15 protein-coding genes are annotated in these 13,674 nt (G+C 32.2%); 9 read left to right on the plus strand and 6 right to left on the minus strand.

The genetic code is table 11. The features are described from left to right. Nucleotides 1-141: 141 nt before the first annotated feature. Nucleotides 142-1,302: an aminotransferase class I/II-fold pyridoxal phosphate-dependent enzyme gene (locus LQ608_RS06990; protein ID WP_239750973.1), complete on the plus strand. Its 1,161-nt coding sequence runs from the start codon at nucleotides 142-144 to the stop codon at nucleotides 1,300-1,302. Nucleotides 1,303-1,367: 65 nt separating this feature from the next. On the opposite strand, the gene mspA is transcribed toward LQ608_RS06990, so the two are convergent. Together mspA and LQ608_RS07000 are read right to left on the minus strand one after the other, a co-directional pair. Continuing rightward, nucleotides 1,368-1,688 (minus strand): membrane stabilizing protein MspA, encoded by a 321-nt coding sequence (mspA, locus tag LQ608_RS06995; protein ID WP_239750975.1) that lies wholly within the window; start codon nucleotides 1,686-1,688, stop codon nucleotides 1,368-1,370. A 15-nt stretch (nucleotides 1,689-1,703) separates the two neighbouring features. Continuing rightward, a complete protein-coding gene (locus tag LQ608_RS07000) occupies nucleotides 1,704-1,871 on the minus strand; it encodes an SE1832 family protein (RefSeq protein ID WP_016911506.1) in 168 nt (55 codons plus the stop codon). A gap of 48 nt (nucleotides 1,872-1,919) precedes the next feature. Here LQ608_RS07000 and ybaK point away from each other — a divergent pair, with 48 nt between their 5' ends. Then, nucleotides 1,920-2,402 (plus strand): Cys-tRNA(Pro) deacylase, encoded by a 483-nt coding sequence (gene ybaK / locus LQ608_RS07005; RefSeq protein WP_078356969.1) that lies wholly within the window; start codon nucleotides 1,920-1,922, stop codon nucleotides 2,400-2,402. A 104-nt stretch (nucleotides 2,403-2,506) separates the two neighbouring features. Next, nucleotides 2,507-3,418, plus strand: a complete 912-nt coding sequence (locus tag LQ608_RS07010; protein ID WP_078356968.1) for an AEC family transporter — start codon at nucleotides 2,507-2,509, stop codon at nucleotides 3,416-3,418. Between the two features lie 678 nt (nucleotides 3,419-4,096). Here the strand turns inward: LQ608_RS07010 and LQ608_RS07015 are convergent. The 3 genes from LQ608_RS07015 to LQ608_RS07025 all read right to left on the minus strand — a co-directional run bounded on the left by LQ608_RS07015 (nucleotide 4,097) and on the right by LQ608_RS07025 (nucleotide 6,792). Next, nucleotides 4,097-4,882 carry a glucose 1-dehydrogenase gene (locus LQ608_RS07015; protein WP_078356967.1) on the minus strand — a complete coding sequence of 262 codons (786 nt, stop codon included), beginning with the start codon at nucleotides 4,880-4,882 and terminating at the stop codon, nucleotides 4,097-4,099. Nucleotides 4,883-4,911: 29 nt separating this feature from the next. Continuing rightward, nucleotides 4,912-5,769: a GRP family sugar transporter gene (locus tag LQ608_RS07020; protein ID WP_107509248.1), complete on the minus strand. Its 858-nt coding sequence runs from the start codon at nucleotides 5,767-5,769 to the stop codon at nucleotides 4,912-4,914. Nucleotides 5,770-5,925: 156 nt separating this feature from the next. Next, entirely contained in the window at nucleotides 5,926-6,792 is an 867-nt protein-coding gene (locus tag LQ608_RS07025) for a GNAT family N-acetyltransferase (protein WP_239750977.1), read from the minus strand. 142 nt (nucleotides 6,793-6,934) lie between these two features. Between LQ608_RS07025 and LQ608_RS07030 the strand changes: the two genes are divergently transcribed. Continuing rightward, nucleotides 6,935-9,070: a DNA topoisomerase III gene (locus tag LQ608_RS07030; protein ID WP_239750979.1), complete on the plus strand. Its 2,136-nt coding sequence runs from the start codon at nucleotides 6,935-6,937 to the stop codon at nucleotides 9,068-9,070. Nucleotides 9,071-9,262: 192 nt separating this feature from the next. Beyond that, the gene (locus LQ608_RS07035) at nucleotides 9,263-10,597 is read left to right on the plus strand and encodes an NCS2 family permease (RefSeq protein ID WP_107509251.1); all 1,335 of its coding nucleotides are present in this window, start codon (nucleotides 9,263-9,265) and stop codon (nucleotides 10,595-10,597) included. Between the two features lie 430 nt (nucleotides 10,598-11,027). Here LQ608_RS07035 and LQ608_RS07040 read toward each other — a convergent pair whose 3' ends face one another. After that, nucleotides 11,028-11,396, minus strand: a complete 369-nt coding sequence (locus LQ608_RS07040; protein WP_107509252.1) for a hypothetical protein — start codon at nucleotides 11,394-11,396, stop codon at nucleotides 11,028-11,030. A 316-nt stretch (nucleotides 11,397-11,712) separates the two neighbouring features. Between LQ608_RS07040 and rpsJ the strand changes: the two genes are divergently transcribed. Genes rpsJ through rplW form a run of 4 tightly spaced genes read left to right on the plus strand, consistent with a single transcriptional unit; the run spans nucleotide 11,713 to nucleotide 13,646 of the window. Next, entirely contained in the window at nucleotides 11,713-12,021 is a 309-nt protein-coding gene (gene rpsJ / locus LQ608_RS07045) for a 30S ribosomal protein S10 (RefSeq protein ID WP_016998799.1), read from the plus strand. Between the two features lie 31 nt (nucleotides 12,022-12,052). Then, nucleotides 12,053-12,715, plus strand: coding sequence for a 50S ribosomal protein L3 (gene rplC / locus LQ608_RS07050; protein ID WP_078356961.1), 663 nt, complete (start codon nucleotides 12,053-12,055; stop codon nucleotides 12,713-12,715). Nucleotides 12,716-12,744: 29 nt separating this feature from the next. Next, nucleotides 12,745-13,368: a 50S ribosomal protein L4 gene (gene rplD, locus LQ608_RS07055; RefSeq protein ID WP_078356960.1), complete on the plus strand. Its 624-nt coding sequence runs from the start codon at nucleotides 12,745-12,747 to the stop codon at nucleotides 13,366-13,368. Next, complete coding sequence (gene rplW / locus LQ608_RS07060) at nucleotides 13,368-13,646, plus strand: 50S ribosomal protein L23 (protein ID WP_025906794.1); 279 nt, start codon at nucleotides 13,368-13,370, stop codon at nucleotides 13,644-13,646. Before rplD ends, rplW begins: the two co-directional genes overlap by 1 nt. The last annotated feature ends 28 nt before the right edge of the window (nucleotides 13,647-13,674 follow it).

The following is a 13,674-nucleotide window of genomic DNA, read 5'->3' on the forward strand; positions in this document are numbered from 1 at the left end:
CTGGATTGAGAGGTTTTATATGTTCTATTATTTATTTCTTAGTACGTTAATAAGAAAAAGCTTGTACGACTTTCATACTTTGATAGAATATATTCATATACAATTTTAGTCAGAAAATTTTAATTTTGAGGAGTCGTTACTGTGCCGATATCAAAACTATTATCAGAAATACCAGACAGTTACTTTGGAAAGACAATGGGGCGTAAGGTTGAACATGGTCCACTACCTCTTATAAATATGGCTGTAGGAATACCTGATGGTGAAACACCTAAAGTTATTGTTGATGAATTTATTAATGCTATTCAAAAAACTGAAAATCAAAAATATGGTGCATTTCATGGTAAAGATGCTTTTAAACAAGCTATAGTTGATTTTTATAAAAGGCATTATGACGTGACATTAGATAAAGAAGAGGAAGTATGTATTTTGTTTGGTACGAAAAATGGATTAGTTGAATTACCTCTTTGTGTTGTTGAACCTGATGATTATGTATTATTGCCAAATCCAGGATATACAGATTATTTAGCTGGTGTATTACTTGCTAGAGCTAAGCCATATTCTTTAGAATTAACTTCAGAAAATCACTACTTACCTATATGGGATGATATAGAGGGTGAAATAATAGATAACACAAAACTTATTTATTTAACGTATCCAAACAATCCGACTGGTTCTGTAGCTAGTAAACAATTTTTTGATGATACAATTAACAAATTTAAGAATAGTCAAACGAATATCGTACATGATTTTGCGTATAGTGCATTTGGATTTGATAAGAAAAATCCAAGTATACTTCAGTCAGAAGGTGCAAAAGATACTGCAATAGAAGTATATTCGCTGTCTAAAGGTTATAATATGTCAGGTTATAGGGTTGGATTTGCAGTAGGTAATAAAGAAATGATAGCTGCCATGAAAAAGTATCAAACACATACTCATGCTGGTATGTTTGGTGCTTTACAAGATGCTAGTACGGTCGCTTTAAATGAATGTGATGATTTTCTTATTAAGCAAAATGAAATTTTTAAAAACAGAAGAAATAAATTTGAAGCATCTTTAAGAGAAGCCAATTTACCTTTTGAACCAATGAAAGGTGGTATATTCTTATGGTTACAGACTCCTCCTAAATATGATGGAGAAGCGTTCGTCGAATATCTCTTGAAAGAACAATCCATTTTAGTGGCACCGGGCATTCCGTTTGGTGATAATGGAAAGAACTATGTAAGAATATCATTAGCTTTAAGTGATTCAGAATTGTCAGAAGGTGCTTCAAGGTTACAAGAACTTGCTCATTTATATAAATAAAAAAGGAGTGGGACAGAAATCTAATTTTATAAAAAAGATTTCGTTGTCCCACCCACAATGTCATTCTAAAAAGTAATAAATAATAATATGACATAAATAATAAGTATGAATATTGTCATATAATTCAATAACTTGGTTGCTTTTTTATCTTTAATTCGATATTTGAATGCTGTAATTTCTATGTTAATGACTAAACAAAAAAGAACTGCTACAATCCACCAAATTTGTATGGAGAACCCAAACACGATACTTCCAAGAAATACTATAAGCATGAGTCCCATTATGAATCTTAAAGCTTGAGTAAGCATTGTATGTAGTTGATATATACTTAAATAACTTATAATAAGATAAGTAAGGGTAAATAATAAAAGTATGAGAATTAACATAATGTTTTCCTTTCGTTAATCTTGATTTAATTGAGAGCGTACTTTGCTGATTTCTTCTTCTATTTGAACAAGTTGTTTTTCTAATAAATCAGTTGCATGACCAGTAGACTCTCTTTTTTCTAAATCATTTTGTATACGTACGTAATCATATTTTAGTTCAGAAAGTTGTTGGTTTAAATCCATTTTAAACACTCCTTTTAAATTAAAATTATCATTGAAGTAGGTGATAAATTGAAAAAAGTAAAAACTAACGCAATGCGTATTCTTGATCAATATAATATATTTTATCATACTCATGAATTTAAAATAGGAAAAAATCATTTAGATGGTCATCAAGTGGCTAAATTAATTCAGAAGCCAGAAAACCAAGTATTTAAAACACTTATATTTATGAACAACAAAAGTGAATATTTTGTCTTTGTTATACCTGTAGTTGAACATTTAGATATTAAAAAAGCAAGCAAAGCTGTTGGACAGAAGAAAATTGAGCTTCTACCATTAGAACAACTTACAAAAGTAACTGGATATGTAAGAGGTGGATGTTCACCAATAGGTATGAAAAAATCATTTCAAACTGTAATTGATTTAAGTGCTGAATCACTATCCTCGATTATAATAAGTGCAGGTAAGCGAGGATATCAAATAGAACTAAATCCACATGATTTAGACAAAGTTTTGAACGTAAGCTTTGATAATATTGTTAAGGATAACTAAACTAATTTTAGTATAAATTATTAATATTTCAAACAAAAAGTGTGCATAGAATTTAAACAATTGTTAATATATATAAATGTGAGTTTGATGAAAGAAGTGATAAAGTGACAGAAAAATTTATAATGATAATTTTATTAATTGCTTTAGGTTACGTATTAAAGAAAATGAAATTCTTTAAAGCCTCGGATGGCAATGTGCTAGCAACACTTGTATTAAATGTTACTTTACCTTCATTAGTAATAGTAAATTTAAATGGGTCTGATTTAGATTTATCTCTAGGTTGGTTGCCTATATTGATGCTCTTATATGGAGTTATCGCAAAGCTTTTAGTTATATGGATGTTCAAGAAAAAGTATAATAACCAAATTCGAGGTACAGTTGGCATGATGGCAGCATCTGTAAACATAGGATTATTTGCTTATCCACTTGTAGCTCAAATTTGGCCAGAAAACGGATTGCTATACTTTGGTATGTTAGACATTGGTACAGCAATTATTATGTTCGGTGTAACTTACTTTGTAGGAAGTTACTTTAATGATGGTGGAGATCAATTTGATTTCAAAAAAATGGTGTTGAATTTATTTAAGACAGTTCCACTCATGACATATATGCTTATGTTTATATTAAATATAATGAGTATTAAAATTCCTGGAAAAGCGATAGATTTCTTTGAAGTGATTGCAAATGCGAATATGCCGCTTTCTATGATATTACTTGGTTTATTTTTAAACTTTAAAATAGAAAAAGCATATTTGCCAATCGTTGTTAAGTACTTATTATTCCATTATGGTTTTGGATTATTAATGGGCTTACTCGTGCATTTCTTCTTACCAGTTGATGATCCAATGATTAAGACAACGTTATTAATAGGTTGGTTATTACCTATTGGTGTTTCAGTATTATCATATGCTATTACGTTTAAATATAAGACATTGCCAATTGTAGGAATGGCAACAAATTTAAGTATCGTTATATCCATCGTTATATTGTATGTATATCAATTTTTCTTTGTTTAATATTGAAAATAAATATTTGGTAAATTAAAAAATAGTAAACAACTTGGGACATAAATCCTAACTTAAAATAAATAAGTATATCACTTAACTGAACTTTTCAGTTTTACAGTGATATGCTTATTTTTTTATAATATCTTACGATTTTGTATGTGCATGCTTGCCTAGGGGTATGGTTCGAGCCTGTAGTCTCTCACACATACTATTCCCTCAGGCGTCCGCACTACAAAATCGTTGGAAATATTTATTTTTATATAGAAAACAGGTGTCTCTAAGAGTTAGCTAAATGATTATCATTAAAATACTAGGACATTTATGTCAAAGCCAATTAATCTTAAGTGTCTGTATTCACATAAGTGGAGAGAAGTGTAAGCAAGTATGTCCATAGTCACATAAGTGGAAAGAAGTGTAACTAAGGATGTCTATGTTAACACAAGTCAGTAGAAGTGTAAGCAATGGTATCTGTATTCACATAAGTTGAGAGATGTGTAAGCAAGGGTATCCATAGTCACATAAGTCGAAAGAAGTGTAACTAAGGATGCCTATGTTAACACAAGTCAGTAGAAGTGTAAGCAAGGGTAACTATATTCACACAAGTGGAAAGAAGTGTAAGCATGCGCATAAAAAAATGCTAACAAAGTCATAGACCTTGTTAGCATTATAATGTTACGTATTAATGAATTAACCTTTACCGCCCATAAATGCAGGGTAGTTAGTCATACCACCATCAACATAAAGTGTTGTACCATGAATGTAGCTTGCTTGTTCTGAAGCAAGAAATGCATTGATGTTAGCTACTTGATCCGCTTCACCAATTTCATTTAAAGGAATCATTCCTAATGTTTCTTCTCTAGTTGCTGGGTCAGAGAATTTCTCGCGTGTATGTTCTGTAACAATTGCACCTGGAGAAACATTATTAATTCTAATTCCGTTTTTACCATATTCCATAGACATTGTTTCCATCATCAATTTTAAACCGCCTTTACTTGCAGCATAATTGACGTAGTTTGGCCATGGAATAACGTCATGCACACTAGCAGTATTAATGATTTGACCTTTAATATCATGTTCTAAATAATAATTAATAACTTCTCTACTTCCGATGAATGCACCAGTTAAATTGATATCAATAACTTTAGACCATTCAGCTAAACTCATTTCGTGTGATGGGATTGGCTTTTCGAAACCGGCGTTATTAATGAGTACATCAATACGTCCAAATTTTTCATGTGTTTGTTGTATTAAGTTTTTAATATCTTCTTCTACTGAAACGTCTGCTTTAATTGCGATTGCATCAGCACCAGAATCTTTAATTGATTGAACAACTTTTTCAGCTTCTTCAACATGATCAAGATAACCAATCACGACTTTTGAACCTTCTTTACCGAAACGTTCTGAAGTTGCTTTACCAATACCACTGTTACCACCAGTAATAATGACAACTTTATCTTTTAAATCTTCATACATATTAAACACTCCTATATTTTTAATTGAATCTACCCTTTAGCTGCACCAATAATGAATGCTGCTATTATAATTAACACTATACCGATCCAGATAAATGTCATTTGACGTTTTGTTTTTTGTTCTCCTAATAAGAATATTCCACCTAAAGTAGATACAATAACTAACATTTGTGAGAATGAGAAACTTGTACCCACACCAACTTTTGGTTGTGAGATGAATAAGAACATATTACCTAATGCCCAAACAATACCTGGTAATAAATTAAATGCTGTATATTTCACTGTAGGTTTATGTTTGAATGATAAAATGATACCACCAATTACCATACCAATTGATTGAGGGAATAATGCATCCCAACCTTCAACTCCAAATACTTGACCAATTACAACATAGACAACATAACCAACTGTTGAGATAAGTAAAATTGGAATAGCTTTACCGATTTTTTTAGAATTACCACTGTTTCCAGAACCTTTTTTCTGAACAGAAGTAAAGATTACACCGACAATTAATAAGGCTAAGCCTGATAAACCAAGTGCTACTTGAGTTCCTGTAGACCATTCTCCTAAAAATGCTGCGCTGAATAATGTTGTTCCAAGTAATTGTAAACCTGTGGAAATAGGCATTGTAATTGAAACACCAACTAATTCAACACTTCTAAGTTGAAATCCTTGTCCTAATGCCCAGAAAGCACCAGAAACCATACCGATAATAACTGTAGTAGCAGTAAATTGAACATCGCCAAATGCAAATAGGCATAAACCAATGATGAACGCCCCGATAGTAGTACCTAATATTTGGTTATAAGGACCTCCACCAACTTTTACGTTGATTAATACTACACTTCCCCAGAACAATGCTGGTAACAGAGCTATAAGATATTCCATACACACGACTCGCTTTCTCTATTTATTTGTATTTTAAACAGTACCCGTGTATTATACGCGCGAAACAAATTAGTTGTAAAACATACAGCTCACTGAATATTAATAAAGGAAAGAAGCTGAGATCATTAATTATGTCTCAGCTTCTTCATATGCCCTTTAAAAAGGTCTTACATATTTAAAATGATGTGTTTCATTAACAATTTTAAAACCAACTTTTTCATAAAGAAGTTGTATTTGTTCATGTTTTTTACTATCTACATATATTCTTACAGTTTCAACATCATCATGCGTAAAAGCTTTATTTGTCGCAAAATGAATCATTTGAAAGGCAATACCTTGCTTTCTATAATCGTGATGAGATGCCAAATTAGGTATTGTTGCTAATTTTTTAGGTATATCAATAGATAAATATATATAACCTTTAACAAGGCCTTCTGCAATATATAAATATAGAGCATGATTTTCACCAAGAGAATTAACAATATCTCTTGAACTAATATCACTATGTTTAAAATTATTAGAGTGCAACTTATCAAATGAATAATAATAGGGTTTGCTATAAGGTGTCATTTGATGTTGTTTCTCTATTGGAAGAGGTGGTTGTTGAATTTCTAATGTGTACTGCGTTTCTACATATCCAGCATGAAGTCTTTTAAGTTTACTATTGTTAAGAATGTGGTCTTTATGTAGTGATATATGACAATATTTAATATCACGATGATTATTGAGTAACATTCCCCAAATTTCTTTTAACGCATTTAAAGTTTCTTCTGTTGTATCATTAACGATCGGTCCCCAAACATTGACAGTCTCATCATCAATTTTTTCAAATCCTAAAATTCCAATAATATTATTGTTGTCTTCGATATAGTAGAAAGATTGTTCATTAAATTTATTTGTTAAAGCAGACTTAATCTCTTCTATATCTGTAGGTATATACTCAACGTAATAATTATTTTGAAGATTTTTTTCATATAAGTAAGAGGTGATAGGGTCTATTTGCTTAAGTGGCAATATTTGCATGACAGTCACTCCTTTATTATTCAACGATTATTTTATTCTATTATACGATTAAACGAAAAATTATAAAAGTTTTTGATAGCTTTAGAACAGTTTTTATTCATGTTATAATGACACGAATGAAAAAAGAATGGGTGAAATGAATATGAAAGCATTAGTTCTTGCAGAAAAACCTTCAGTTGGTCGTGACATAGCTAAAGCATTAGGTGTGCACGATCAAAAGAAAGGATATTTTGAGAATAAACAATATATCGTAACATGGGCATTAGGGCATCTAGTAACAAATGCAACACCAGAAGAATATGATAAAAAGTTCAAAGAATGGAATTTAAATGTCTTACCAATTATTCCAGATTATATGAAACATGTTGTTATTAAGAAGACAAGAAGTCAGTTTAATACAGTTCAACATCTTATGAAACGTGATGATGTAAATTCAATTATTATTGCGACAGATGCTGGTAGAGAAGGGGAACTTGTTGCTAGATTAATTATTGAGAAAGCTAAAGTGAAAAAGCCATTGAATCGTTTATGGATTAGTTCAGTTACTGAAAAAGCGATTAAGGCAGGTTTTCAAAACTTAAAACCTGGGGCAGCTTACAACAATCTTTACCAAGCTGCACTGTGTAGAAGTGAAGCAGATTGGATAGTTGGAATAAATGCTACGAGAGCATTAACAACTAAATATGACGCACAATTGTCATGTGGGAGAGTTCAAACACCAACATTGAATCTTGTTCAAATGAGACAAAATGAAATACAGTCATTTAAGCCGAAAAAGTACTATCAAATGAATGTTGATATAGATGGATATAAATTCAAATGGGTAACTCAAAATGGAGATAAAACATTTGATTCAGAATTAATAGAACAAATAAAACAAAAAGTACAAAATAATACGGGAACAATTGAAAATGTTTATAAGAAAAAGAAAACAAAGTATCCACAAAAATTATATGACTTAACAAGTTTGCAACAAACAGCGTATCAACGATATAAAATGAGTGCAAAAGAAACATTAAATACTATGCAGTCTTTATATGAGCAACATAAGGTATTAACTTATCCAAGAACTGACTCAAATTATCTAACTGATGATATGGTTTCTTCATTAAAAGAAAGAGTCTCTTCGCTAAGTGCAACATCATTAAAGTCTTACGCAGTACCACTACTTAAAAAACAAATAAAAGCTGGAAAACATTTTGTAGATAATAATAAGGTGTCTGATCACCATGCTATTGTACCAACTGAGGTAAGACCTAACATGGATCAATTATCGCCTAGAGAAGAAAAAATCTACATGATAGTTGCTGAAAGATTTTTAGAAGTATTATTACCACCATATCAATATGAAGAAACTACAGTAGAATTAACTTGTGAAGGTGAGAAGTTTAAACTTGTTCAAGAAGTAGCGATTGAATTAGGCTATAAAGCAATTCACCAAGAAAAAGCAATTGTTAAAGAATTACCATTTAAAGAACAACAACTAGTTAAAATTCAGAACTTGAACATTACGAGTAAGGATACAGAGCCACCAGCATACTTTAATGAAGGAACGTTACTTAAAGCTATGGAATCACCACAACTTTTCTTCAAACTTAAAGATAAAAAGATGGCTCAAACTTTAAATGAAACAGGTGGTATTGGAACTGTAGCAACAAGAGCAGATATTATAGAAAAGTTATATAGCTCTAATGTTATAGAAGCAATTCAAGGAAAAATTAAAATTACGCCTAAAGGTAAACAATTATTAAACTTAGCTCCAGAACAACTGACTTCACCTGAACTTACTGCAAATTGGGAAATGAAATTAAACCAAATTGAAAAAGGTAAGTATTCAAAAGAAACTTTCATGAAAGAAATGCGAGGGTTTACTAGAGAAATTATTGGAGATATTAAAAATAGTGATGATAAATTTAAACATGATAATATTACGACAACAGAGTGTCCAACTTGTGGAAAATTCATGCTTAAAGTAAAAACTAAAAATGGTCAAATGCTCGTATGTCAAGATCCAACTTGTAAAACTAAAAAGAATCAACAACGACAAACAAATGCAAGATGTCCAAATTGTAAAAAGAAATTAACTTTATATGGTACAGGAAAGAAAGCAACTTACCGTTGTGTATGTGGTCATACAGAAACACAAGAACACATGGATGAAAGACTGAAAAATAAAAAGACTGGCAAAATAGGCAAGAGAGAAATGAAACAATACATGAAGAATGAAGAAGTAGAAAACAATCCATTTAAAGATGCATTAAAGGATTTGAAATTCTAATATGGTTCACCCGTACTTTTAAATATGAGTACGGGTGTTTTTCATATTATGAAATTAGAGCACAAAAGCTTTGTAGGGGGCATAACACGAACATAGATAATTTAATATTAATAAATGTTCGTAAAAAGTATTGATTTTTAATGTGCTGAGTAATACAATGTACAGTGTTGAAATTAAAAAAGGAGTCTTACTATGAAACGTTACTTTAAGTTTGATGAATTGGGAACTAATTATAAAAGAGAAATATTAGGTGGTTTAACAACTTTCCTTTCAATGGCATACATATTAGCCATAAATCCATCAATGCTGAGTTTAGCAAGTGTTGAGAACATACCTGATTCAATGAGAATGGATCAAGGTGCTGTATTTGTTGCTACTGCTTTAGCTGCTTTAGTAGGTTGTTTGTTTATGGGTATTATCGCTAAATACCCGATTGCATTGGCACCAGGTATGGGATTGAATGCATTTTTTGCATTTACAGTAGTATTAACTATGGGGATACCTTGGCAAACTGGATTAACAGGAGTACTATTCTCTGGACTTATATTTGCAGTATTAACGATGAGTGGTTTGCGAGAAGTCATTATAAATGCAATTCCATTTGAATTAAAGATGGCTGTATCAGCAGGGATAGGTTTATTTATTACTTTTGTAGGATTACAAGGAGCAGGTATTGTACAAAAAGAAGATTCTACATTAGTTACTCTAGGTTCAATACATAACCCAGAAGTATTACTCGCAGTATTTGGTATTATTATCACTGTTATTTTGATGGCTAAAAAATTACCAGGTGCAATATTTGTAGGTATGGTATTAACTGCTGTAGCAGGTTTAATTACAGGATTAATCGCTATGCCAGATAGTATTATTGGAAAAGTACCAAGTGTAGCGCCAACATTCGGAGCATCTTTTGAAGCATTTGGAGATTTATCTACTATATTTAATGTACAATTCTTAATAGTTGTATTAACTTTCTTGTTTATAGATTTCTTTGATACTGCAGGTACATTAGTTGCAGTAGCCAATCAAGCAGGTTTAATGAAAGATAATAAATTACCAAGAGCAGGGAAGGCTTTATTCGCAGATTCATTAGCAACAATTGTAGGTGCAATTTTCGGGACGTCTACAACAACAAGCTATATTGAATCAAGTGCAGGTGTAGCAGTAGGGGCAAGAACAGGATTTGCAAGTGTTGTAACAGGTGCTTGTTTCTTAGCAGCGTTATTGTTCTCTCCATTAATGGCAGTTGTTACCAGTGCAGTAACAGCGCCAGCACTAGTGATCGTCGGTGTGTTGATGGTAAGTAACTTAGGTAAGATTGATTGGCAAAAATTTGAGATCGCAGTACCTGCTTTCTTAACAATGATTATGATGCCATTAACATATTCAATTGCGACAGGTATTGCTTGCGGATTTATTTTCTATCCTATTACAATGATAGTAGCAAAAAGACATAAAGAGATTCATCCTATAATGTATGGTTTATTCTTTGTGTTCGTCGCATATTTCGTATTTGTTCATGGTTAAAATATAAAAAGAATCTGAGACAATTAATATCTTAGAATTCTATTGAGAGTAGAAATTCATTATTAAAATTGAATTTCTGCTCTTATTTTTATATAAATAGATATTGTTAGCGATTTTGTAAGTGCGGACGCCTGAGGGGAAAGTATGAGTGAGAGACTACAGGCTCGAGCCATACCCCTAGGCAAGCATGCACGAACAAAATCGTAAGATTTATAAAAATAGATAATTACACCGATTTTGTAAGTGCGGACGCCTGAGGAAAAGTATGAGTGAGAGACTACAGGCTCGAGCCATACCCCTAGGCAAGCATGCACGTACAAAATCGTAAGATATTAAAAAATAAGCATATCACTGTAAACTTTAAAAAATCAGTTAAGTGATACGCTTATTTATTTTGAGTTAGAATTTATGTCCAGCCTCGTTTTATATATTAACTTTTATATGTTGTCTTGTAATATTTAGATGGTATATAAACAGGTGCAATTATAATAGTGAATAAGAATATAATCATTAAGACGACCATTACAATATGTAATAACCATCCAATAATTGGAATAACTGCAACGAAACTAGCTATTAACCCTATTAATGGTATAACAAAAATGACCTTCACAGAGTTTTGATTATCTATTAATAAAATAAGAGTAGCAATAAAATAAAGCGTACCGTTAAGTACTAGGGCGTTGTAACCAGTTGAAAGTATAATTCCACCGCCGAGAAATGGTATTGCTAATATTAATTCAGATATCACTAATATAATAGAAAGAACAAGTAACACAGACTTAATTCCTCTTTTCATGACTTCACCACCTATTGAAAATTGCTTGTTATATTATAACATTTAGATTACAAATTATCTAATTAAATTTTATCTATTGAAATAGGTGGTAATATCCGTTATAATACTTGGGTATGTGTTAGATGGATTTAGAAAAAATATATGGATATCTATTGCATAATAGGTATAAATCATGTATCATATCTAATGTTGGACTTTAAGAAGCGATGAAGCGAGAGGTTACTGACACACCCGGCCGCTTTGCCATGGCGGTGTGTAAGAGAGTTTTCGTGGAGAAGTCTATCACTATAAAGTAGACGAACAAGGAGGGAAAATTATGGCAAAACAAAAAATTCGTATCCGTTTAAAAGCGTATGATCACCGTATGATCGATCAATCAGCAGAAAAAATTGTTGAAACAGCTAAACGTTCTGGAGCTCAAGTGTCTGGTCCGATTCCATTACCAACTGAGAAATCAGTTTATACTGTAATCCGTGCCGTTCATAAATATAAAGACTCACGTGAACAATTCGAACAACGTACGCATAAACGTTTAATCGACATTCTTAACCCTACACCTAAAACAGTTGATGCTCTTATGGGCTTAAACTTACCATCTGGTGTAGACATCGAAATCAAATTATAATTCATTAAAATAACAGGAGGTGCGACTTTCGATGACCAAAGGAATCTTAGGAAGAAAAATTGGAATGACTCAAGTATTCGCAGAAAACGGTGAATTAATACCAGTTACTGTAGTAGAAGCTAGTCAAAACGTAGTATTACAAACAAAAACTGATGAAGTAGACGGCTACAACGCTGTTCAAATCGGTTTTGAAGACAAACAAGCATATAAAAAAGATCGTAAATCTAACAAATATGCAACTAAAGCTGCTGAAGGACATGCTAAAAAAGCAGGTTCAGCACCTAAGCGCTTCACTCGTGAATTCAGAAACATTGATGTTTCAGCATACGAGGTAGGTCAAGAAGTCACTGTAGATACTTTCCAAGCAGGAGACATTATTGATGCAACAGGCGTTTCTAAAGGTAAAGGTTTCCAAGGCTCAATTAAACGTCACGGTTTCTCTCGTGGACCAATGAGTCACGGTTCTCGTTATCATAGAGGTTCTGGTTCAATGGGTATGGCTTCAGATGCTTCTAAAGTATTTAAAGGTAAAGAATTACCAGGCCGTATGGGTGGAAACACAGTTACTATGCAAAACTTAGAAGTAGTTAAAGTTGATGCAGAAAATAACGTAATTTTAGTTAAAGGTAACGTTCCAGGCCCTAAAAAAGGTTTAGTAAAACTTACAACTTCAATTAAAAAAGGTAATAAATAATTATTTAGGTGAAAGGAGGAAACAACATTATGGCTAATATTGATGTATTAAAAGTAGATGGTTCTAAATCAGGATCTATCGAATTAAATGATAGTGTATTTGGTATCGAACCAAACCAACACGTATTATTCGAAGCAGTCAACTTACAACGTGCTTCATTACGCCAAGGTACTCACGCAGTTAAGAATCGTTCAGCAGTTCGTGGTGGTGGACGTAAACCTTGGAAACAAAAAGGTACAGGTCGTGCTCGTCAAGGTACAATCCGTGCGCCACAATGGCGTGGTGGTGGTATCGTATTCGGTCCTACACCAAGAAGTTATTCTTACAAAATGCCTAAGAAAATGCGTCGTTTAGCATTACGTTCTGCATTATCAGCAAAAGTAAGTGATAACGAATTAACTGTTTTAGAAGCATTCAACTTTGATGCGCCTAAAACTAAAGAATTCAAAAATGTAATGAGCAATTTAGAACTTTCTAAAAAAGTTTTATTCATCGTTGATACTGTTGAAAGTAACGTTGAATTATCAGCTCGTAACATTCCAGGTGTTAAAGTTATTGACGCTCAAAGCTTAAACGTATTAGATATTTTAGGTTCTAGCAAAGTCGTAATAACTAAAGCAGCAGTGGATAAAGTAGAGGAGGTGCTCGCATAATGGAAGCAAGAGATGTTATTAAGCGCCCCGTAATCACAGAAAAATCTTCATCAGATATGGCTTTAGATAAATACACATTTGATGTTGATACACGTGCTAACAAAACACAAGTGAAAATCGCAATCGAAGAAATTTTCGACGTAAAAGTAGACACAGTAAACATCATGAACGTTAAAGCGAAAGCTAAACGTGTTGGTCGTTACAATGGTTTCACTAACAAACGTCGTAAAGCAATCGTAACTCTAAAAGAAGGTTCTTCAATAGACCTATTTAACTAAAAACAATTACCACTAAGGAGGTAAAACG

The sequence above is a fragment of the Mammaliicoccus sp. H-M34 genome (assembly GCF_022386495.1).
In the GTDB taxonomy this organism is placed as follows: Bacteria; Bacillota; Bacilli; order Staphylococcales; family Staphylococcaceae; genus Mammaliicoccus; species Mammaliicoccus fleurettii.